At 72.2% G+C, this 20,280-nt stretch carries 19 protein-coding genes and 1 tRNA gene; 12 read left to right on the top strand and 8 right to left on the bottom strand.

All coding sequences use genetic code 11. The annotated features are described in order from the left end of the window. Positions 1 to 18 precede the first annotated feature (18 nt). Positions 19 to 1,044, top strand: a complete 1,026-nt coding sequence (locus tag ACF089_RS24240) for a questin oxidase family protein (protein WP_392030086.1) — start codon at positions 19 to 21, stop codon at positions 1,042 to 1,044. A 98-nt stretch (positions 1,045 to 1,142) separates the two neighbouring features. On the opposite strand, the gene ACF089_RS24235 is transcribed toward ACF089_RS24240, so the two are convergent. Continuing rightward, positions 1,143 to 1,898: a dioxygenase gene (locus ACF089_RS24235; protein ID WP_392030571.1), complete on the bottom strand. Its 756-nt coding sequence runs from the start codon at positions 1,896 to 1,898 to the stop codon at positions 1,143 to 1,145. A 224-nt stretch (positions 1,899 to 2,122) separates the two neighbouring features. Here ACF089_RS24235 and ACF089_RS24230 point away from each other — a divergent pair, with 224 nt between their 5' ends. Next, positions 2,123 to 2,638: a MarR family winged helix-turn-helix transcriptional regulator gene (locus tag ACF089_RS24230; RefSeq protein ID WP_392030083.1), complete on the top strand. Its 516-nt coding sequence runs from the start codon at positions 2,123 to 2,125 to the stop codon at positions 2,636 to 2,638. 336 nt (positions 2,639 to 2,974) lie between these two features. On the opposite strand, the gene ACF089_RS24225 is transcribed toward ACF089_RS24230, so the two are convergent. Both ACF089_RS24225 and ACF089_RS24220 read right to left on the bottom strand, forming a co-directional pair. Then, positions 2,975 to 4,513, bottom strand: a complete 1,539-nt coding sequence (locus ACF089_RS24225; protein WP_392030080.1) for an MFS transporter — start codon at positions 4,511 to 4,513, stop codon at positions 2,975 to 2,977. 80 nt (positions 4,514 to 4,593) lie between these two features. Then, positions 4,594 to 5,256 carry a TetR/AcrR family transcriptional regulator gene (locus ACF089_RS24220; RefSeq protein ID WP_392030569.1) on the bottom strand — a complete coding sequence of 221 codons (663 nt, stop codon included), beginning with the start codon at positions 5,254 to 5,256 and terminating at the stop codon, positions 4,594 to 4,596. A 426-nt stretch (positions 5,257 to 5,682) separates the two neighbouring features. Between ACF089_RS24220 and ACF089_RS24215 the strand changes: the two genes are divergently transcribed. Then, a complete protein-coding gene (locus ACF089_RS24215; RefSeq protein WP_392030077.1) occupies positions 5,683 to 6,990 on the top strand; it encodes a M6 family metalloprotease domain-containing protein in 1,308 nt (435 codons plus the stop codon). 134 nt (positions 6,991 to 7,124) lie between these two features. Here ACF089_RS24215 and ACF089_RS24210 read toward each other — a convergent pair whose 3' ends face one another. Beyond that, entirely contained in the window at positions 7,125 to 8,759 is a 1,635-nt protein-coding gene (locus tag ACF089_RS24210) for a class I adenylate-forming enzyme family protein (RefSeq protein ID WP_392030074.1), read from the bottom strand. A 195-nt stretch (positions 8,760 to 8,954) separates the two neighbouring features. Here ACF089_RS24210 and ACF089_RS24205 point away from each other — a divergent pair, with 195 nt between their 5' ends. From ACF089_RS24205 to ACF089_RS24195, 3 genes are all read left to right on the top strand, one after another. Then, positions 8,955 to 10,226, top strand: a complete 1,272-nt coding sequence (locus tag ACF089_RS24205) for a damage-control phosphatase ARMT1 family protein (protein WP_392030566.1) — start codon at positions 8,955 to 8,957, stop codon at positions 10,224 to 10,226. A gap of 92 nt (positions 10,227 to 10,318) precedes the next feature. Next, positions 10,319 to 10,391 (top strand) — tRNA-Arg (locus ACF089_RS24200). 383 nt (positions 10,392 to 10,774) lie between these two features. Further along, positions 10,775 to 11,020, top strand: a complete 246-nt coding sequence (locus ACF089_RS24195) for a helix-turn-helix domain-containing protein (protein WP_392030071.1) — start codon at positions 10,775 to 10,777, stop codon at positions 11,018 to 11,020. A 7-nt stretch (positions 11,021 to 11,027) separates the two neighbouring features. On the opposite strand, the gene ACF089_RS24190 is transcribed toward ACF089_RS24195, so the two are convergent. Both ACF089_RS24190 and ACF089_RS24185 read right to left on the bottom strand, forming a co-directional pair. Continuing rightward, a complete protein-coding gene (locus tag ACF089_RS24190) occupies positions 11,028 to 11,210 on the bottom strand; it encodes a hypothetical protein (protein WP_392030068.1) in 183 nt (60 codons plus the stop codon). A 184-nt stretch (positions 11,211 to 11,394) separates the two neighbouring features. Further along, a complete protein-coding gene (locus ACF089_RS24185) occupies positions 11,395 to 11,655 on the bottom strand; it encodes a hypothetical protein (protein WP_392030066.1) in 261 nt (86 codons plus the stop codon). 297 nt (positions 11,656 to 11,952) lie between these two features. Here ACF089_RS24185 and ACF089_RS24180 point away from each other — a divergent pair, with 297 nt between their 5' ends. From ACF089_RS24180 to ACF089_RS24170, 3 genes are all read left to right on the top strand, one after another. Next, entirely contained in the window at positions 11,953 to 13,173 is a 1,221-nt protein-coding gene (locus ACF089_RS24180) for a multiprotein-bridging factor 1 family protein (protein WP_392030064.1), read from the top strand. Positions 13,174 to 13,175: 2 nt separating this feature from the next. After that, a complete protein-coding gene (locus ACF089_RS24175; protein WP_392030061.1) occupies positions 13,176 to 13,475 on the top strand; it encodes a 4a-hydroxytetrahydrobiopterin dehydratase in 300 nt (99 codons plus the stop codon). Positions 13,476 to 14,046: 571 nt separating this feature from the next. Continuing rightward, on the top strand, positions 14,047 to 14,616 hold the full coding sequence (locus ACF089_RS24170) for a peptide deformylase (protein WP_392030058.1): 570 nt from the start codon (positions 14,047 to 14,049) through the stop codon (positions 14,614 to 14,616). 345 nt (positions 14,617 to 14,961) lie between these two features. Here the strand turns inward: ACF089_RS24170 and ACF089_RS24165 are convergent, their stop codons facing one another. Then, positions 14,962 to 15,429 carry a type II toxin-antitoxin system VapC family toxin gene (locus ACF089_RS24165; protein WP_392030056.1) on the bottom strand — a complete coding sequence of 156 codons (468 nt, stop codon included), beginning with the start codon at positions 15,427 to 15,429 and terminating at the stop codon, positions 14,962 to 14,964. Continuing rightward, positions 15,419 to 15,688 carry a type II toxin-antitoxin system Phd/YefM family antitoxin gene (locus ACF089_RS24160; protein ID WP_392030053.1) on the bottom strand — a complete coding sequence of 90 codons (270 nt, stop codon included), beginning with the start codon at positions 15,686 to 15,688 and terminating at the stop codon, positions 15,419 to 15,421. Before ACF089_RS24160 ends, ACF089_RS24165 begins: the two co-directional genes overlap by 11 nt. An 875-nt stretch (positions 15,689 to 16,563) precedes the next feature. Here ACF089_RS24160 and ACF089_RS24155 point away from each other — a divergent pair. Genes ACF089_RS24155 through ACF089_RS24145 form a run of 3 tightly spaced genes read left to right on the top strand, consistent with a single transcriptional unit; the run spans position 16,564 to position 20,257 of the window. Then, the gene (locus tag ACF089_RS24155) at positions 16,564 to 17,088 is read left to right on the top strand and encodes a PadR family transcriptional regulator (protein ID WP_392030051.1); all 525 of its coding nucleotides are present in this window, start codon (positions 16,564 to 16,566) and stop codon (positions 17,086 to 17,088) included. Beyond that, complete coding sequence (locus ACF089_RS24150) at positions 17,085 to 17,774, top strand: ABC transporter ATP-binding protein (protein ID WP_392030048.1); 690 nt, start codon at positions 17,085 to 17,087, stop codon at positions 17,772 to 17,774. The genes ACF089_RS24155 and ACF089_RS24150 overlap by 4 nt, the downstream gene beginning before the upstream one ends. Next, the gene (locus tag ACF089_RS24145) at positions 17,771 to 20,257 is read left to right on the top strand and encodes an FtsX-like permease family protein (protein WP_392030045.1); all 2,487 of its coding nucleotides are present in this window, start codon (positions 17,771 to 17,773) and stop codon (positions 20,255 to 20,257) included. The genes ACF089_RS24150 and ACF089_RS24145 overlap by 4 nt, the downstream gene beginning before the upstream one ends. The last annotated feature ends 23 nt before the right edge of the window (positions 20,258 to 20,280 follow it).

Below are 20,280 nucleotides of genomic sequence, written 5' to 3'. Positions count from 1 at the left end.
CGCCCCTACCGTCGGCGCATGGACACCACAGGCGCCCTCGACGAAGCACTCGACCGTATCCACGCCTCCGGACCGGAGCGACTCGGCTGGCTGACCAACCACGCCCCCATGGCCGTCGAGGCCCTGGTGCGGCACGGCCAGTCGGGGACCGTGCACCGCTGGCTCGACCGCTACCGCGACAACCTGGAGGAGATGCCCTCCCGGCACACCCCGGTGACCGGGGGCAACTGGCGCGAGGCGCTCGGCGACCCGGCGCGGATCGCCGACTGGGCCGATTACTTCGAGCGGGAGACCGCCGAGCGCCCCTGGCGGGAGGTCCTCGCCGAGTGGTGGCCCCGGCTGCTGCCCGGGATCGCGGGCGGGGCCACCCATCCGGTGATCCGGACGGGTCACGCCGTACGCACCCTGCTGACCACCGAGGAGACCGTCCCCCGGAACGTCGAGCTGGCCCACGCGCTCGGCTACTGGGCGGCCCGGCACGCCCCGCTCGGCGAGCTGCGGACGCTGGCGGCCGAGCCGAGCGCCGCCGCCGCGCTGGACGCCGTCGCGGCGGTGCCGGACCAGTCCGGCGGCATCGAGTACCGGCTGGAGCAGCTGACCGCCTTCCCCGGCTGGCCCCCGGGGCCCGGCGCGGACGCCGCCGCCGGCCCCGACGAGGCCCGCGACCGGCTGCGCGAGCTGGTCGCCGCCGCGACCCACCGCTACGCCACCCACGGCCACGGGGAGCCGGTGATGCTGGTGCACGCGGCGACCGCTCCCAACGCGGTCCTGCGGGTGCTGCCCGCGCTGCCGCGCGAGCTGTGGCCGGCGAGCCTGGGCGCGGCGTGGGCCGCGAGCGCGGCGGTGACCGCCGCGTACGCCCCGGCCGCCCCGGCGGCGTACACCCCGGTCCGTTCGACCCCGGAGGAGATCTTCGAGCGGGCGGCGGCGCACGGCGACGACCACACCATCAAGTTCACGGACACCGCGCTCGACGTGGGGGACGGGATCGCGCTGGCGGCGGCCGTCCGCTCGATCGAGCTGAACACCCCGTTCCTGTCCTGACCGGGCCCGCCGGCTCCGGGGCGCGCCCGCCCCGGGCGCGCCCGCCCCGGGGGCGGCGGGCCCGGGGGCGGCGGGCCCGGGGGCGGCGGCTCGGCCGCTCAGCCGAACTGCACCGAGCGCTTCGCCAGCCCCATCCAGAACCCGTCGATCACACTCCGCGCGCTCCCCAGCTCGTCCTCCGACGCCCCCAGGGCGACGAAGAGCGGGGCGAAGTGCTCGGTCCTCGGATGGGCCAGCCGCCCCGCCGGGGAGGTGTTCTCGAAGTCGATCAGGGCGTCCACATCGGCCGCCGCCAGGGCCTCGCGTCCCCAGTCGTCGAACTCCGCGGACCAGCCGGGGATCCCGCCGTGCCGCAGCGCCGCCAGATTGTGGGTGAAGAATCCGCTGCCGACGATCAGCACGCCCTCGTCCCGCAGCGGGGCGAGTCTGCGGCCGATCTCCATCAGCTCCCCCGGGTCGAGCGTGGGCATCGAGATCTGGAGCACGGGGAGGTCGGCCTCCGGGAACATCTCCACCAGCGGCACATACGCGCCGTGGTCGAGCCCCCGGTCGGGGATGTCCTGGACCGGCCGGCCCGGTCCGCGCAGCATCTTGCGCACCGAGTCGGCCAGCTCCGGCGCGCCCGGGGCCTCGTACCGCACCCGGTAGTAGTGCTCGGGGAAGCCCCAGAAGTCGTGGACGAGGGGGACGGTGCGGGTGGCGCCGAGGGCGAGCGGGGCCTCCTCCCAGTGGGCGGAGACCACCAGGAGCGCCTTCGGGCGGGGCAGCCCGGCCGACCAGGCGGCGAGCTGTCCGGGCCAGACGGGGTCGTCGGCGAGCGGCGGCGCGCCGTGCGAGAGATAGATCGCGGGCATCCGCCCGGCGGTGGGGGTGGCGGTCATCGTGGCTCTCCTGTCCCTGGCACAAAACGTCCGGTGCTGTGGTCACGTCGGACGGAACGGCCCTGACGTCGGGTTTCCCTTACGGGACGCCATACGGACTCTTCGGTTCCGTCGAGTTCTTTACTTGAAACTTCAAGTCAATCCGAACAGTAGACCTATATAGTTCAACTTTCAAGAAGTGGTCGTACAGTGGTCTCATGACGACGGCATCCACCGGCGGAGGCGAGCGCGCGCCGCGCTGGCTCACCGATGACGAACAGCGCGTCTGGCGCGCCTATCTCCACGCCACCACCCTCTTCGACGACCATCTCGACCGCCAGCTCCAGCGGGACGCCGGCATGCCGCACGTCTACTACGGGCTGCTGGTGCAGCTCTCGCAGGCTCCCCACCGCCGCAAGCGGATGACCGAGCTGGCCATCGACGCCAAGATCACCCGCTCCCGGCTCTCGCACGCCGTCGCCCGGCTGGAGAAGAACGGCTGGGTGCGCCGCGAGGAGTGCAGCTCCGACAAGCGCGGTCAGAACGCGATCCTGACGGACGAGGGCTACGCGGTGCTGGCGAAGGCCGCTCCCGGGCATGTGGCGACCGTACGGCAGGCGATGTTCGACCGGCTCAGCGCCGAGCAGGTGGGGCAGCTCGGCGAGATCATGCGCGTTCTGGCGGAGGGGCTCCAGCCGCCGGACTCCGGCGCGGATCTGCCCTGGCTCCGCTGACGGCCGCGATGCCCCGTGTCCGGGGGCGGTACGAATCCGGTCCGCCGGGGCCGCCCGGCGACCGCCGCCCGCGGGCGCACACCCCGGGCGCTCACCCCGGGCGGGCGTGCCCGGGCCCGTGCGTGTCAGACCTGCACGTCCCGCGCCCGTACGCCCCGGGCCCGTACGCCCCGGGCCCGTACGTCTCAACCCGTACGCTCAGCCCCCGTACATCCCGCGCCCGTACGCCTCAGACCCGTACGCCCCTGGCCCGGCACGGCGAAGGCCCCGCCCGGAGCGCCGAAGCGTCCGGGCGGGGCCCGCGAGACGACCGGTCGGCCGGTCGGCGCGCCGTGGTCAGTGCGCGATCACCGGGACCCTGACCTCGCCGTCCGCGCCCTCGCCGTCGGTCCCGGACGCGGACATGTCCGGCTTCCCGCTGTTGATGAGCGCGAAGGCGATCGCCGCCGAGACCACCAGGATGCCGACCGCCCACCAGATGGCGGAGGTGAAGCCGTGCACCATGCCCTGGAGTTCCAGCAGCTTCGGGTCGGCCGCGCCCGCCGCCCGCGCGGAGACGTACGACGTGGTCGCCGACGCGGCGATCGTGTTCAGCAGCGCCGTACCGATCGCGCCGCCGACCTGCTGCGAGGTGTTGACCATCGCGGAGGCGACACCGGAGTCGGCCGGGTTCACCCCGTAGGTGGCCAGGGACATCGCCGGCATGAACGCCGTGCCCATGCCGAGGCCGAGCAGCAGCTGCGCGGGCATGATCAGACCGGCGAACGAGCTGTTCAGGTCGAGCTGGGTGAGCAGCAGCATGCCCGCCGCCGCGACCAGGAAGCCGGGCGCCATCAGCATCCGGGGCGGCACCCGGGTCATCAGCCGGGTGCCGATCTGGGTCGAGCCCACGATCATGCCCACGACCATCGGCATAAAGGCGAAACCGGTCTTGACCGGCGAGTATCCCCGTACGACCTGGAGGTAGAAGGTCAGGAAGAGGAAGAGCCCGAACATCGAGATGACGGCGAGACCCAGCGAGAGGTAGACGCCGCCGCGATTGCGCTCGGTCAGCACCCGCAGCGGCAGCAGCGGGGCCTTGACCTTCGACTCGACGAGGACGAAGGCGGCCAGCAGCACGGCGGAGGCGATGAACATGCCCACCGTCAGACCGTCCGACCAGCCCGAGTGCTCGGCGCGGGTGAAGCCGTAGACCAGCGCCACCAGACCCACCGTCGACAGCACGACGCCGGGGATGTCGAGCGGCGAGCGGTTGCGCGCGCCCTTCGGCTCACGGATGACGAGGTACGCGCCGGCCGCGGCCGCGATCGCGAACGGGATGTTGACGTAGAAGGTCCAGCGCCAGTTCAGGTACTCGGTGAGGAAGCCGCCCAGCAGCAGACCGACCGCGCCGCCGCCTCCGGCGATCGCGCCGTAGATGCCGAACGCCTTGGCGCGCTCCTTGGCGTCGGTGAACATCACCGCGAGGAGGGAGAGCGCGGCGGGCGCGAGCAGCGCGCCGAACGCGCCCTGGAGACCGCGGGCCCCCAGCATCATGGCCTCGGTGGTGGCGGCGCCGCCGAGCGCGGAGGCCACGGCGAAACCGATCAGACCGACGATGAAGGTGCGCCGGCGTCCCCAGAGGTCGGCGATGCGGCCTCCGAAGAGCAGCAGTCCGCCGAAGGCCAGGGCGTAGGCCGTGATGACCCACTGGCGGTTGCCGTCGGATATCCCCAGGTCCTGCTGGGCGGTGGGGAGCGCGATGTTCACGATCGTCGCGTCCAGCACCACCATCAGCTGGGCCAGGGCGATGAAGATCAGCGCTTTCCAGCGCTTGGGGTCCGAACCGGCGTCGGTGCCGGTATCGGGGAGAGACGTTTCAGATGTTTTCGGCATGGGTCGAGCCACCTCAGGGTGCGGATCGGTCATAAGAAGTCAGAGGGTGTCGGGCCGGCGCGTTCACAACCCCGGTGTCTCTAGGGGGCCATGGGAGCTCGCAGATCCTCCAGGGTGGCCGCCCGGCCGGAGAGTTCGGAGCGGGCGGGCGCTTCGAGCCCGTCCACGAAGACATCCAGATGACGGTGGACGAAGCGGTCCATGCCCAGGCACTCGGTGCCCGGGAGCGGCCTGGTGAGCTGGGAGAGGGCGATCAGGATGTCCCCGGCGGCGACGTCGGAGCGCATCCGGCCCGCCGACTGGGACCGGTCGATCAGATCGTCCACGGCCCGCTCCAGACGCTCGCGTACGGCGTTCAGTTCGGGATGGTCGTGGTCGAAGGTGTCGGAGAGCATCGGGCAGAGCGCCCCGATGCGCTCGTCGGCCGCCGCGTGCACGAAGACGCGCAGCGCGACGAAGGGATCGGCCTCCCGGGCCGCGGCCCGCTCGGCGCGGTCGGTGATGCGCGACACCACCGAGAGCACGACCTCGTGGACGAGGACGGAGCGGTCGGCGAAGTGCCGGTAGAGCGTGGCGTTGCCGACGCCCGCGCGGCGGGCGATCTCGTCCAGCGGGACCAGCGGTCCGTACTCGACGAACATCTCGCGCGCGGCCGTCACGATCCGCTCATGGTTCCGCAGGGCGTCCGCCCTGGGCCGCGGCGCGTGGCGGGCGCCCGCGCCGCATCCCCCGGTGGTGTCCAGGACGCAGACGCCGTCCTTCGCCTCGGTCTCGACGGGCCTCACGGCTCCGCCCCCTCTCCCACATCTCCATCGGCTCTCGCCGCTTCGGAAACGGGGAACTGTTCCCCGCTTCTCCGCGACACGTGTGCAAACGGGGAGTCGGTCCCCGGTTATTTCCCGCCAGTCCTGTGACCCGTGTCACTCGCCGCCGTGGCCGGATCCACGCGCCTCTCCCTCGCCTCTCCTTCGCCTCTCCCTCGCCTCCCCTTCGCCCCCTCGCGCCCGCGTCGCCCCCGCGCCCTCCGCGCCCTCATCGCCCCCCGCCCCCTCATCGCCCTCGTCCCCCGAACGGATCACCCCGCGCGCGCCCGGCCGCCGCCCGTCACAGGCTGATCGCACAGAGCGCAGCCAGGGCCCGGCCTGCTGCCGCGGACCCGAGGCGGTTGTATGCGGCCCATACGCCACCGGATACGCCGGACCGGCCGGATACCGCGGCGGGGCCGGGCCCGCCGGATCGGCTTCGTCGCCGCCCTCACGACCCTCTCGCTCGCCGCCCTCACCACCGCCGGCGGCGAACCGCCCACCGCCCGCCGCGCCTCGGCCGGCCCGGTGTCCGCCGCCGACGCGACCGGACTGGGCCCCTGCCGGATCCCGGCCACCCGCGACATCCAGATGTCCGAGGGCATACCCACCCCGCCCGGCTACGCCCGCTCAACCGGCGAGGTCCACGCCCTCAATCTGATGATCGACTTCTCGGACGCACAGGGCGAGGGGAAGGCCCTGGACCGGCTCGGCGAGTTCTTCCCGCAGACCGCGGAGTGGTTCAGAACCAGCTCGTACGGGCGTCTCGCCTACCGGCCGCACGCGCCCGTCACCGAGTGGATCCGGATGCCGCTGCCGTTCGAGGCGTACGGGATCGAGCGCGGCTCCCCGTACGAGCCCGGCTACCGCACCCTCGTGGAGGACCTGGTCACGGTCGCGGACGCCCAGGTCGACTTCAGCGTGTACGACCTGGTCAATGTGCTCGTCACCCCCAACGCCGGGCCCTCGGCGCTGGACACCGTGCTCTCCGTGACCTTCTCCGGCAACGCGGAGGCGCCGGTCGCCGACGGCGTCCCGCTGGCCAACACGTCCTTCGTCTACAGCCGCCAGGACGACGGCTCGGGGTCGTACGCCGAGACCGGGTTCCGGGTGCTGCCGCACGAGAACGGCCATGTCTTCGGGCTGCCCGACCTCTACACCTCCGACGGCGGCGGCGCGGTGGGCCACTGGGACATCATGTCCGAGGACTGGGGGGCCAACAACGATCTGCTGGGCTGGCACAAGTGGAAGCTCGGCTGGCTCGACGCCGACCAGCTCGCCTGCGCCTTCGTCCCCGGCACCGCCGAGTACGTCCTCACCCCGCTCGCCGCCCGGGGCGGCGCGAAGATGGCGATCATTCCGCTCACCCCGGACTCGGGGTACGCCGTCGAGGTGCGCACCCGCGCGGGCAACGACGAGGCGATCTGCCGGCCGGGCGTGCTGATCTACCGCGTGCACGGCGACGTCGACACCGGACAGGGTCCGGTCACGGTCGCCGACAGCGAGAAGGACAGCGGCGGATGCACCCGCCGGCCCAATGTCCACGCGGAACTGTCGGACGCGCCGTACCAGCCGGGTCAGACGTTCACCGACAAGAAGGCCGGGGTCAGGATCTCGGTCGTGGGGGAGGAGAAGGGGGGCGGGGGGTATCGGGTGCGGGTGACGCGGTCTTGAGGTTTCGGGGCTCGGGCGTCTGGGCGCGGTCCGGGCTTGAGGCTGTACGGGCTTGAGGCCGTCCGGGCCTGTCCGGACAGGCGGTGGGGCGCGGGGCGGCAGGACGCAGGGCGCGGGGCGCGGGGCGGCGGGGCTCACTCCCCCGCCGCGAACCCCCGGCGCAGCTCCCGCTTGAGGAGCTTCCCCGTCGGGCCCCTGGGCACCTCCCCCAGCGACACCCGGGCCGGCACCTTGAAGGGCGCGAGCCGCTTCCCCGCGTACTCCCTGAGCTGCTCCCCGGTGACGGCGGCCCCCGGCCGCACCCGCACGACGGCGGCGACCTCCTCCCCCAGCACCGGATGCGGTACGCCGAACACCGCCGCGTCCTCGACCTCGGGATGGTCGTGGAGGGCGGACTCGACCTCGGCGCAGTACACGTTCTCGCCGCCGCGGATCACCAGATCCTTGATCCGGTCGACGACGGTGACCCGGCCGTCCCGGACGACGGCGAGGTCACCGGTCCGGAACCAGCCGTCCCGGAACGCCTCGGCGGTGGCCCGCTCGTCGCGCCAGTACCCGCGTACCAGCGACTGTCCGCGCAGCCACAGCTCGCCGATCGCGCCCTCGGCCGCCTCCCGGCCGTCGGGCCCGGCGATCCGGATCTCCACGGCGGGCGCGGGCCGCCCCACGCCGCCGGGGTCCGCGCGGCACTCGTCGCCGAAGCTCGCGAGCACCCCGCCGCTGGTCTCGGTGAGGCCGTAGCCGTTACGGGGTTCGATCCGGCGGCCGTGGCGGGCGGTCAGCCGGCCGACGAGATCGGCCGGGGCGGCGGCCCCGCCGGTGCTGAGATGGGTGAGCGAGGCAGGCAGGCCGCCGAGGCGCTCGGCGGCGGCCAGCAGCTGAAGAGCGGTGGCGGGCACCCCCGCGTAGTGGGTGACGCGGTGCTCGTCGATGAGCGCCAGCGCCCGTTCGGCGTCCCACTTCCGCATCAGGACCAGCGTGCCGCCGACGGACATCGCCGAGTAGAACGCGGTGAACGCGGCGACGTGGAAGAAGGGGTACGTCATCAGCGTCACCGGCGCGGGCCCGGTGCCGGGGAGCGCGCCGCGCGCGAGGGCGGCGGCCGCGGCGTGGAACCGCGGATGCGTCGCCGCCCCGGCCTGCGCCAGCTGGGTGGCGACGGCGCCCTTGGGCCGCCCGGTGGTGCCGGAGGTGTAGATGATCGTCGCGTCGTCCTCGGCGCGCACCTCGACGGCGGGCGGCGCGCCGTACGGATCGGGCGTCCCGAAGTCCTCGTACCGCTCGATCCCGTCGCCGGCCGCCCCGGGCTCCGCGTGGAAGACCACGGCGCGCGCGCCGGTCCGCCGCCGCCAGCCGTCGACGCGCGGCAGCCGCTCCCCGTCCACGAGGAGGACCGAGGGAGCGCAGTCGTCGAGGGCGTACGTCAGCTCCTCCTCCGTCCACCACGCGTTGAGCGGGACCGCGACGAGCCCCGCCAGCTGGGCGGCCCAGAAGGCGATCTGCCACTCGGGGTGGTTCCGCATCACGATCCCGGCGCGCTCGCCCGGCCGCAGTCCGTACGCGTCCGCGAACCGCCGGGCGAGGGCGGACGCGGCGGCGAAGAACTCCCGGTACGTGCAGGTCGCGCTCTCCCCGATCAGGAAGACCCGGTCGCCGAAGGCCCAGGTGGTCTCCACGAACTCCGTGAGCGTCCGCGGGCCGTGCGCGTACCGCAGCGCCCCGTCCTCGTCCCGCTCCACGGCGAACGGCGCCCCGGGCCCCGTGAGCATCCCGTCCCCTCGCACCCCGGCCACCCTTCGCCCGCGCCCGTACCCGTACCTCGGCCTCGCGACGCTATGCGGGGCGTCCGGCGCCGTCAAGGAGCCGCCGGGGCAGGCAGTACGGTCGGCGTCGAGCGTTCGGCCCGGTGATCGCATCCGTGATCGTCCCTGGCGGCCGAACCGTCGAAGGAGTAGGTGAAGGCGATGTCCGCGAGCGGCGAAGCGCCCGAGATCCTGAGCGATGAACCCGGTTCCTTCGCCCACAGCGTCCTGGCGGACCGTCACCCGGCACTCGTCCGACGGGTACGGGACGCCTTCCCCTGGGGCCCCGCACAGCACCGGGCCCTCGACGCGCTGCTCGCAGAGATCACCGCCGGGGTGATCGAGCCGCTGGGGCCGGGGGCGCACGACCGGGCCGAGTGGGAGCGCTGGGGCCGGAGGGACGGTGCCGACGCGTCGCACTCGGGGGCGTCGCGCTCCGGGGCGTCCGGCTCGGACTCGCCCGGCTCCGGCCCGTCCTGGTTCGGCACGTCCTGGTTCGAGGCGCCGTTCCTGTGGGCCGAGAGCTACTTCTACCGCAGGCTGCTCGGCGCCCTGGACCACTTCACACCCGGTCCGTGGCAGGGCGTCGACCCGTTCGGCCCCTTCAAACAGGCCGAGCTGCACGCCCCCGCCGTCGACGGCGAGCTGGCCGCGCTGGACGCCCTCCCCGGGCGGCCGGCCGACGAGCAGGCGCACGCCCTGCTGCACGCCTCCCTCTGGGGCAACCGGGCCGACCTGGGCTTCCGTCTCGACTCGGGCGGCGGCGCACCGGCCGGCCCCCAGGAGTCGCCCGCCCCCGACGATCCGCGCCTGGTCGCGGACGACAGCGCCGTCCTGTGGTCCCTGCTGCCCCCGGACGCCTCGGCCGCCGTCCACCTGATCGCCGACAACGCGGGCCAGGAGCTGATCCCCGACCTCGTCCTCCTGGACCACCTCCTGCACACCGGCCGTGCCGGGCGGGCCGCCCTGCACATCAAGCCCCACCCGTACTACGTCTCCGACGCGACCATGACGGACGTCCTCGACGCCCTCCGCCGGCTGCGCCGCGCCCCCGGGTACGCCGCCGGGATCGGCGACCGCCTCTGGTCCGCCCTCACGGACGGCCGGCTCGACGTGCGCGCCCACCCCTTCTTCTGCGCACCCCTCCCCTACAGCGCGATGCCCGCCGACCTCCGCGCCGACCTCTCCGGAGCCGCCGTCACCATCCTCAAGGGCGACCTCAACTACCGCCGCCTCGTGGGCGACCGCCACTGGCCCGCCACCGACTCCTTCCACGACCGCACGGCCCACTTCCCCGGAGCCGTGGCCGCCCTCCGCACCCTCAAGTCCGACGTCCTCGTCGGCCTCCACCCCCAAACCCTCACCACCCTCGACCACACCCCCACCCCCTGGCGCACCACCGGCACCCACGCCCTCGTCCAGGCCCGCCCCTGACCCCTGTCCGCCCTCCGGCGGAACACCACCCGCTACACTGACTCCGGTGGCCGGGCCCTCACCAGGCACGCCACCGGGTTCGCGAGAGCCCCGCCTTCGTAGCTCAGGGGATAGAGCACCGCTCTCCTAAAGCGGGTGTCGCAGGTTCGAATCCTGCCGGGGGCACAGCAGTTGACCAGCATGGTTGACACTGAGGGCCCAGGTCAGAGCGCATTTGACCTGGGCCCTCAGTGCGTCTCGGCCGCTGTGCCTACAACCTGCCTACAGCCTCAAAACAGCCCTACTACGCGAGATGATCTCCTAAATTTCTCCTAAATGATCATGGAGAAATCGCAGCTCAGGGGCCACGAAAAGCAGCACCCCTCCCCGGCGCGGGGAGGGGTGCTGCGGCGCCGGATTCCACGAGGGGGCCACCTGTGTCGATCCGGCGCGATCACGGTCCGCCATCAAAAGCGGAAGGGGCGACTCATGCTCTCTCGCTCACCTTGATCACACAATGCCTGATCTATCCTGCATACAAACGATCATGAAGCGGCAACCGTGGCCGAGTGCCACGCGTCATCCCGCCCGACTCCCGCATCCTCGCCCGCCGACAACGCATCGCCGAGCGGATCCGGGCCGCCCGCCTCCACGCCAATCTGACGCAGCGGGCCCTTGCTGAGCGCACCGGCATGGATCGTTCCTCGTACCAGATGGTCGAGTACGGCACCGTCAGCCCTCCGCTTGACTCCCTCCTCCGCATCTCCGATGCCATCGGCGTACCCCTCTCCGACCTGGTGCGCGAGGACGAGTAGGGCTCCGCTACTTCGGGTCGGTGTCCGGTGCGGACGAGGGCGCTGGGGCCGGCGGCTCGGCGCGCAGCTGCTCCCCGATGCTCCAGAGGTGTCCGAGCAGGGCGAGGCTGCCGAGAGAGGCGACGACCATGGCCTGCGCATCCCGCGCCCTCGCTCCGTCGCCGAGGTGCTGGGCCAGCCGCCGGCGCATACCCGTCACGGCGGGCCGCCGGATGGGCTCCCAGGCGCGGGCGTGTGGCACCGGTGGGCGCAGCGGATCGTGAGCAGCGGCGTCTCGGCCAGGGCCTGGCCGGGGAGCCGTATCTCCTGCGGGCCGGAGCACAGCCCGCACTCGCCGAGGTCGCACTCCGGGGTGAGCGGCACGGCCGGGGCGCTCATCGGGCGGGCCGCCGGAACTCCCGCACGCCCGGGTCCGCAGGGCTGGGCGCCGCCCGGTGCAGGGCGGCCGCGATCTGCTCGACCAGGGCGGCGCTCGGGGCTCCGAGGGAGACGTAGGCGCCGCCGCCGCGGGTGACCACGGGCTCGATCTGGGACCAGACGGTCTCGGGGACGCCGTGCGCGGCGAGGGCGGCCTGCATCGCGCGGGCCGCCTCTTCTGCTGCGGCCTGGCTGGCGTGCCTCGTCTCCGTGCCCATCAGCGGCCGCCTTCCGGCTCGCTGCATTTGGGGCAGCGGCAGGGCGGGTACTCGGAGGAGAGCGTCGGGGCCAGGGGCGCGGGCGGCCCTCCGAGGCCGCCGACCACCACCGCCGGTGAGACGGGGCTGCGCTCGCCGCTCCGGCTCATCCGGTACACCCTCATCGTCATCACCGGGGGGGGATCCCTTCGTATAGCGGTCAGGATGTCCCTATCGAACCTGGAATGCCCATGGGTGAAAGGAGCCCGCCGGCGGGCCGTTCAGGGGGCCAGAATGGGGGCCGGAACGGGAGGCACCATGGAAGTGGAGAGCATCGGTGAGCTACTTGTCCGGCTGCGCACGGCGCGCGGCTGGACGCAGCAGCAGGTGGCGGACGCGTACTGCCGCGAGTCGGGGACCGTCGCCAAGGACGCGCGGGAGGTGGGCCGGTGGGAGAGGGGCGTGAGAATCCCTGTGCCCTTCGCGCGGGGCCACCTGGCCGCGGTCTTCGGTGTGCCGCTCACCGTGCTGGACCGCGCTGCCGCCGTGAGCAGGAGAGACCGAGGTGCTGTACCGGTCCGGCCCGTTGAGGACGCCCCCCGTCCCAGCGCCGTGACCTTTCCGCCTCTCCCGCCGGCCACCCGGCACGTCGACCCTGCCCTCGTCCCGTACTTTCAGACGCAGCTCGAAGGCCACTACGCGGCGGACATGATGCTCGGTCCCCGCGCCCTGCTGGGCACGGTTGAGGCACAGTGCCGTCTCATCGGAGAGCTGGTCGATCAGGCCGACGCGCCGATCCGGCGGTCCATGGCCGAGGTGGGCGTCGCCTACGCGACCTTCGCGGCCTGGCTGCACCTGGACGCCGGGGATCCTGCGGCGGCCCTGCGATGGCACGATTCGGCTCAGGAGCTGGCACACCGCTCCCGCAGTCGAGCGGCCGTGGCGTGCGCGCTGGTCGACCGGGCCATGGCCCGTACGGACCAGGGGGCGGGCGCCGCCGTGGTCGACCTCTGCGAGAGCGCCCTCATGGACGCCGCCCACCTGTCCCCCGAGATCCAGGTCTTCGCACTCCAGCAACAGGCCCATGGTGCCTCCCTTCTCGGTGAGCGCCGAGAGGTGGACCACCTGCTCGACACCGCTGGCCGGGTCCTTGACCGGGTGGACGTCGAAGAGTGGGGCACAGCCTGCCTGCGCACTCCCAACTACGTAGAGGTGCAGCGCGCCACCTGCTACGGGCGGCTGGGCCTGGCGACCGAGGCGCACCGGCTGTGGCAGCAGATCATCCCGGCGGCCCCGGCAACGTCCCGGCGGGACGTGGGTGTGTGGTCCGCCCGGCAGGCAGCCGCCGCAGCCTCGCTCGGCGAGCCGGACCGCGCGGTCGACCTGGCGCGTCACGCCGCCGGCGTCGTACTGGACACCGGATCCGCGCGTGCCGTCGCCGAGCTGCGGGCCGTAGCGATCGCGATGTCGCCGTGGCAGGCTGAGCCGGTCGGCCAGGATCTCGCCGAGGTGCTGGCACCCATCGGCATAGGGAGATGACCATGGCTCAGGCGCTGTCCAAGGAGCAGATCGAGGAGCGGATCCGGGATCTTGACGGATGGTCGACGGACGGCCGGAAGATCGAGCGGACGTACCAGATCCCGCACATCCCGGGTGCTGCGTTCGTCGTGCACATCGCGGCGATCCAGGACGATCTGGGCCATCACTCGGACGCGACCCTGAGCTATCGGGGTGTGCATGTCTCGATCAGCTCCAGCGACCTCGGCGGCTATGTCGCGGAGCACGACATCGAGCTGGCTCGCCGCATCGAGGCTGCGGCGAGCGGCCACAGCGCGGTATAGCCCGCCTCTCCTGCCGGACCCGGACGTGCCCCACCGCCTGGAGCGGGCGGCGGGGCGGGCGTGCGGTACCAGCGGTCTACGTCCGGGTGGTGAGCACGACGACGGTGGCGTCGTCGTGCTCGCTTTTCTGATGGAGGTACACGGCGCGGGCCTCGGCAGTCCGGATCACCCCGTCCGCGAGTTGCTGCGACCACTGGGGGCCACATGCATGGTCCCCGGGTCGCGGCTACGCGGGCACCGACCTCCGCGAGCAGCGCGGCCCGCGCGGTGATCCGCGGCTCGTGCCCGATGCCGTCGACCAGGCAGGCGGCTGTGGTGCCGTCGGCGAGGGTGTGCACGTACGCGGCATCGCCGGTGCCTTCCCCGCCGCTCTCGACCCGGTGGTCTGGGGCACTGAGACCTCCATGACCGCCGAAGCCTCCCCGCTCCGCACCCCACCCGTCCGCCGTGACGACGGCGAACAGCGGGCTTTCACGTGGATCACGACCACACCCGCACTGCACGCTCGGTACCGTTTGGAGTGGCGGTTCCGAGCACGACCCGAACACGAGACGGACCAAGTGGAGTTCAGTTGACGGACGTTCGGCCCAGCCAGCAGATGCGCGACCTCGGCGTCGTCCAGGAGGGCGCCGCCATCCTCACCACACCTGCCCGCCCCTTCGACCTGCCCAGCGAGCGCGACGAGGCCGAGCGCATCGTGGACGAACTGTTCGCCGCCCTGAACCGCATCGGTCAGGTCCACCCCTTCGCCAAGGGCATGGGCATCGCGGCCCCACAGATCGGCATCGGCCGCGCCGCTGCTGTCGTCCAGCCGCCGGGGGACGCGCCGGCGATCATCCTGCTCAACCCACGGATCACCACCCGCTCCGAGGAGATCGACGAGCAGTACGAGGGCTGTCTGAGCTTCTTCGACGTGCGCGGCCTCGTACCCCGCCCCCTGAAGCTCGTGGTGGAGACCACTGCCCTGACCGGCGAGACCACGACCACCGTCTACGAACGCGGCCTCGCCCGCCTCATTCACCACGAGATCGACCACCTCGATGGGCTCCTGTATACCTCCCGGGTTCTGCCAGGAGTCGAACCGATCCCCTTGGACGAATACCGGCAAACGGGCCGGGAATGGACGTACGAGGAAGCCTGATCATCCTGTCCTCATGCACTGGCCCTGGGCCTGTCGTTTACTTGAGGAGCGCAGGCTGAACTGCTCAACGGTTCACCAAGTAGAAGACGAAGGCCGCGCCAATTCCGAGGCCCCAGAAGAATGCGACGGCTCGCGCCCGACAGTCGGGAAGGATCCGCGGTGGAGGTGGCGTCACCGTGGCCTCGATCCGCTCGGCCACGCCATTAAGCGCGTTCCCTATCTCCTCCATCCTGCCAAAAGGTTTTTCCCTGCTCTGCAGTCTGTCCACGCCCCTGACCAATTGGTCCAAAGAACTTGGACTGCCCTCCAGGCGCGTGACCAACCCGCCCAGGCCCGGATACGGCGTCAGCCTTCGTGGGGCGCCTTCGGACGGGTGACCGGTACGACGGTGAGCAGCTCGTCCAGCCCTTTGAAGTCGTCGGGATTGGTGGTGAAGAGGGGAAGGTCCTCGGCCACGGCGATGGCGGCGATCATCAGGTCGGCCACCCGGCGGCGCGGCTTGCGGCCGGCACTGATCACGGCGGCGCAGATGCGGCCGTAGATGCGGGCCGCTTCGGCATCGAAGGGGATGGGATCGAACTCGTTCTCGGCACGCTGGAGGACATCAAGTCTGCGGGCTCGTTCGGCGTGCTCGTCATAGTCACTCTGTTCGTCATCGCGACGAACCTCGTGCGGCCCTGCCGACAGCTCGGCCAGAGTGATGGCAGTGATCGCCATTTGGTCCGGAAGCTCCTCGGGCTCCACCCACCGGCGCAGGATCATGATGTTGGTGTCGAGGAGTCCCTGCTCGTACGTCGAACGCTCAGTGGGCACAGGAGTCGTCCAGGTAAGTGTCGGCCGTGGCGTCCTGGTCGGCGCGGAAGGTGTCCAGGCGGATATCGGGAGCGGCCCGAGACATCGTGGCGAACTCCTGGCGGGAGACGAACCGCCGACGTCGCCGCAGGGGGACGAGTTGGCCGACCGGGTGTCCGTCGCGAGTGACGGTGAACGACTGACCACCCTGTATCGCGTCCATGATCTCTCGGGACCGATTGCGCAGATCCCGCTGGGTGATTTCAGGCTGAACGCTCATATCAACCACGGTAGCACCAGGTGCTACCACGTGCTACGTCACTGTTACGGCTGCGCCGCAACCCTTCCCCATTCGACGCCTTGCCTTCGTCGGCCATGACGCAGCCGGAACTGGGCAGCGCGGACGACGGGCGTCTATCGGCGCACGGCACACTCTTCCTCGCCGGGGCGATGGCGGAGGATCGAGCGACAGCACAGACCTTTCTCCGGGAAGCCGACGAATCCGCATCATCACAGGCGGTACGAGTCCACCCTGTGAACGAGCACGAGGCGAAGATGGCCCACCCCCGTATGGCAGCCGGCGCTCTCTTCTTCTCTTCGACGAAGCCGATCGTGTTTTGCTCGTCGAACCGTCCTACAAGGACTATCTCGCTGCTTCGTACTCCCTCGTGCGGGATGTACGGCGGCTCCGCGTGAAGCCGGTGGTCCGACAGCAGCGCCGGAGGCCGCGTCCGCGGCTCGGGGCGGTGTCGTCCGCTCCGAGACGTCCTGATCGCCGGGACCGAGAGTCCCGTTTCCGCCGGCCCGCGCGGAGGGCCGCCGAGAGCGGTGCGGCCTTCCGGGCCGATGTCGGCCGCCCTCGGCCCAGCCCCCGGCCCCCGGCCCCCGGCCCCCCTCAACGCGTACCCCGGTCGCGGCAGCACCCCCACCCCCGGCGCCTCCCCACGCCCCCTCCCCCAAACCTCCGGGCGAGCAGCCCGAGGGAGCGCGGAGGCCCAGGCCAGAGACTCAAGGTCCAGAGGCCAGGGCCCGAAGCCCAAGAACCCCCGAAGCCCAAGCCCGCCAACCAACGGCAGGCCCCCTTCCACAGCCCCGACCACCACCACCCCACCCGGCTATACACGCCATGTATACCCCCTGTGTATAGTCCTCCTCATGTCCATGGGTCACACCCTGCTCGGGCTCCTGGAGTCCGGGCCGCGCCACGGCTACGACCTGAAGCGCGCCTTCGACGAGAAGTTCGGCCACGACCGGCCCGCCCACTACGGGCAGATCTACGCGACCATGTCCCGGCTGCTCAAAAGCGGCCTGGTGGTGGTCGACGGAGTGGAGTCCGACGGTGGGCCGGAACGCAAGCGCTACGCCATAACCGAGGCGGGCACCTCCAATGTCGCCCAGTGGCTGGCACGGCCCGAGAAGCCGCAGCCGTATCTTCAGTCGACGCTCTACACCAAGGTCGTCCTCGCCCTGCTCACCGGCCGCAGCGCCGCCGGGCTGCTGGATCTCCAGCGGGCCGAGCATCTGCGGCTGATGCGGATCCTCACCGACCGCAAGCGCGGCGGCGACCTCGCCGATCAGCTCATCTGTGACCACGCCCTGTTCCACATGGAAGCCGATCTGCGCTGGCTGGAGCTGACAGCCGCGCGTCTGGACCGGCTCGCTAAGGAGGTCGGCGCGTGAGCGCGTACCCCGGTTCCCTTCTCTCCGCCCACGATCTGCGCAAGGTCTACGGCCCCACCCCCGCCCTCGACGGGGCCTCCTTCGCCGTGCGTGCGGGAGAGGTCGTCGCCGTGATGGGCCCCTCGGGGTCGGGAAAGTCGACCCTGCTGCACTGTCTGGCCGGGATCGTCCGCCCGGACTCGGGAACGATCAGTTACGGCGGGCAGGATCTCGCCGCGATGACGGACGGTGGTCGGAGCGCGCTGCGCCGGTCCGAGTTCGGGTTCGTGTTCCAGTTCGGCCAGCTCGTCCCCGAGCTGAGCTGTGTGGAGAACGTCGCCCTGCCGCTGCGGCTCGCCGGCGCCCGGCGCAAGGCCGCCCATCAGACCGCCCTCGCGTGGATGGAGCGGCTGGAGGTCGCCGACATCGGTCACAAACGGCCCGGTGAGGTCTCCGGCGGTCAGGGCCAGCGGGTCGCGGTCGCCCGTGCGCTGGTCACCTCGCCGCGGGTGATCTTCGCCGACGAGCCGACCGGCGCGCTGGACTCCCTCAACGGGGAGCGGGTCATGCAGCTGCTGACGGACGCGTCCCGGGAGACCGACGCGGCGGTCGTCCTGGTGACGCACGAGGCCCGGGTGGCCGCGTACTCGGACCGGGAAGTCGTCGTCCGCGACGGCAAGGTGCGGGACATGGCGGCCTCGGTATGAGCGAGCCGACGAACACCCCGGCGGTTCCACACGCCAAGGCCGCGACCACCGGCCGCCCGCAGGGACCCGAAGAGCCCGGCCACCGCCAGGGACCCGGGAAGCCCGGCAGCCCTCAGCCGCCCGGGAAGCCCGGCAGCCGCCGAGCCACCGAAGGCGCGGGCGTACGCGGCTGGGTCCGCGACCTGGCCCTCGGGCTCCGCTTCGCCGTCACCGGCGGCCGGCGCGGCTGGGTCCGTACCCTCCTCACCGCCGTCGGCGTCGGCCTGGGCGTCGCCATGCTGCTGATCGCCTCGTCCATTCCGCAGATGCTCCAGAACCGCGACGACCGCGCCGACGACCGCAGGATCGCCCAGCAGGCCTTCGACAAGCGCTCGGACAGCACCTTCCTCTTCGCGAAGAGCGACACCATCTACCGCGAAGACGCGATCTCCGGCGTACTGGTCCAGCCCGACGGCGACAGCGCGCCCGCCCCGCCCGGTCTGGCGAAGCTGCCGGGCCCGGGCGAGATGGGCGTCTCCCCCGGCCTCGCCGAGCTGCTGTCCTCCCCCGAGGGCGCGCTGCTCAAGGAGCGGCTGCCGTACCGGATCTCGGCCACCATCGGCGATTCGGGCCTCACCGGCCCGAACGAGCTGCTCTACTACGCGGGCAGCGCCGATCTCGCCTCCTCGGACGCGGCCGGCCGCGCCGACGGCTTCGGCGCGATCAAGATCAAGGAGCCGCTCGACGGAGTGCTGCTGCTGATCGTCCTGATCGCCTTCATCGCCCTCCTGCTGCCGGTCGCCGTCTTCATCTCCACCGCCGTGCGCTTCGGCGGCGAGCAGCGCGACCGCCGGCTGGCGGCGCTGCGGCTGGTCGGCGCGGACCGGTCGATGGCCGCCCGGATCGCGGCCGGCGAATCGCTGGGCGGCGCGCTGCTGGGACTGGCCGCGGGCGCCGGATTCTTCGTGCTGGGGCGGCGGTGGGCGAGTACGGTGACGGTCTGGGACATCGCCGCGTTCTCCGACGACCTCTCCCCGCACCCGGCCCTGACGCTGCTGATCGGCGCGGCCGTGCCGACGGCGGCGGTCCTGGTCACCCTCTTCGCCCTGCGCGGAGTGGTGATCGAGCCGCTCGGCGTCGTACGGAACTCCACGCCGCGCACCCGCACGGTGTGGTGGCGGGTGCTGATGCCGCTCGTCGGTCTCGCGCTGCTGATGACCCAGATGGGCGCGGTGTCGGTGGGCAGCGGTCCGATCGACTCCCTGCTGATCGGCGCGGGCGCGCTGATGGTGCTGGTGGGGATCACCCTGCTGCTGCCCTGGCTGGTCGAGGCGGTGGTCCGGCGGCTGGACGGCGGACCGGTGTCGTGGCAGCTGGCCGTGCGCCGGCTCCAGCTGAGCAGCGGCACGGCGGCCCGCGCGATCAGCGGCATCGTGGTGGCCGCGGCGGGCGCCATCGCGCTCCAGGTGCTCTTCAGCTCCGTGGAGGGCAACTACATCTCCCCGACGGGCGCGGACACGAAGCGGGCCGATCTGCAGGTGAGCGCCGCGGCCCGGAACGGGGCCGAGGCATGGACCAGGCTCGACGCGTACGACGAGGTCAGGGGCGTCTCCGACGTCATCGCGACCGTCGAGACGCATATCGTCCCGCACGGTTCGAAGAGCGCGGGCGCGGACGGCGCCCCGTTGACGGCGCTCACGGTCGGCGACTGCGCCTCGCTGCGGCAGCTGGCGAAGCTGCCGTCCTGCGAGGACGGCGACGTCTTCACCATCCGCAAGTACGGGGACGACGACCGCTACTCCTACTATCCGCGCGCCGGTGAGTCGCTCACGCTGGGCGACGGCGATGACGCGGCCGCGCATCAGCGGTGGCGGATCCCCGGCGACGCCCGGCAGGTGCAGGCCCTCACCAACCCGACGGGCGAGCGGAGCGCCGGCGTGCTGGCCACCCGCTCCGCCGTCGATGTGTCGAAGCTGGCCGGGGCCAATCCCGAGGCCATGGTCAGGCTCGACCGCGGGGTCCCGGACGCGGAGGAGCACGTACGGAACGCGGCGGCCCGGCAGGACCCGCTGACCCGGGTGCAGCGGCTGGAGCTGAACGAGGAGGACTCGCGGCTCGCCGGCATCCGGACCGGGCTGTTCGTGGGCGCGACGGCGACGATGGCGCTGATCGCGGTGTCGCTGCTGGTCTCGACGCTCGAACAGCTCCGGGAGCGCAGGCAGCTGCTGGCCGCGCTGATCGCCTTCGGCACCCGGCGGTCCACGCTGTGCTGGTCGGTGCTCTGGCAGACGGCGATCCCGATCGCGCTGGGTCTGACGCTCGCGGTCGTGGGCGGCATGATCTTCGGTCAGGTGCTGCTGCTGATGGTCGGCACCTCGCCGGTCGACTGGCTGGTGTGGCTGCCGATCGCGGGGGTGGGAGCCGGTCTGATCGCTCTGATCACGCTGCTGAGCCTGCCGTCGCTGTGGCGGATGATGCGGCCGGACGGACTCCGCGCGGAGTAGCGCCCGGACGCGGGAGCGCGGGG

The sequence above is a fragment of the Streptomyces sp. NPDC014894 genome (assembly GCF_043080985.1).
Lineage (GTDB): Bacteria > Actinomycetota > Actinomycetes > Streptomycetales > Streptomycetaceae > Streptomyces.
This window is presented reverse-complemented; position numbering and strand designations above follow the sequence as displayed.

Bases quoted from the DNA above. Each gene is read 5' to 3' on its own strand.
- ACF089_RS24240 (WP_392030086.1), top strand. From the start codon at position 19: ATGGACACCACAGGCGCCCTCGACGAAGCACTCGACCGTATCCACGCC.
- ACF089_RS24235 (WP_392030571.1), bottom strand. From the start codon at position 1,898: ATGCCCGCGATCTATCTCTCGCACGGCGCGCCGCCGCTCGCCGACGAC.
- ACF089_RS24230 (WP_392030083.1), top strand. From the start codon at position 2,123: ATGACGACGGCATCCACCGGCGGAGGCGAGCGCGCGCCGCGCTGGCTC.
- ACF089_RS24225 (WP_392030080.1), bottom strand. From the start codon at position 4,513: ATGCCGAAAACATCTGAAACGTCTCTCCCCGATACCGGCACCGACGCC.
- ACF089_RS24215 (WP_392030077.1), top strand. From the start codon at position 5,683: ATGCGGCCCATACGCCACCGGATACGCCGGACCGGCCGGATACCGCGG.
- ACF089_RS24210 (WP_392030074.1), bottom strand. From the start codon at position 8,759: ATGCTCACGGGGCCCGGGGCGCCGTTCGCCGTGGAGCGGGACGAGGAC.
- ACF089_RS24205 (WP_392030566.1), top strand. From the start codon at position 8,955: ATGTCCGCGAGCGGCGAAGCGCCCGAGATCCTGAGCGATGAACCCGGT.
- ACF089_RS24190 (WP_392030068.1), bottom strand. From the start codon at position 11,210: ATGCGCCGGCGGCTGGCCCAGCACCTCGGCGACGGAGCGAGGGCGCGG.
- ACF089_RS24185 (WP_392030066.1), bottom strand. From the start codon at position 11,655: ATGGGCACGGAGACGAGGCACGCCAGCCAGGCCGCAGCAGAAGAGGCG.
- ACF089_RS24180 (WP_392030064.1), top strand. From the start codon at position 11,953: ATGGAAGTGGAGAGCATCGGTGAGCTACTTGTCCGGCTGCGCACGGCG.
- ACF089_RS24175 (WP_392030061.1), top strand. From the start codon at position 13,176: ATGGCTCAGGCGCTGTCCAAGGAGCAGATCGAGGAGCGGATCCGGGAT.
- ACF089_RS24160 (WP_392030053.1), bottom strand. From the start codon at position 15,688: ATGAGCGTTCAGCCTGAAATCACCCAGCGGGATCTGCGCAATCGGTCC.
- ACF089_RS24155 (WP_392030051.1), top strand. From the start codon at position 16,564: ATGTCCATGGGTCACACCCTGCTCGGGCTCCTGGAGTCCGGGCCGCGC.
- ACF089_RS24145 (WP_392030045.1), top strand. From the start codon at position 17,771: ATGAGCGAGCCGACGAACACCCCGGCGGTTCCACACGCCAAGGCCGCG.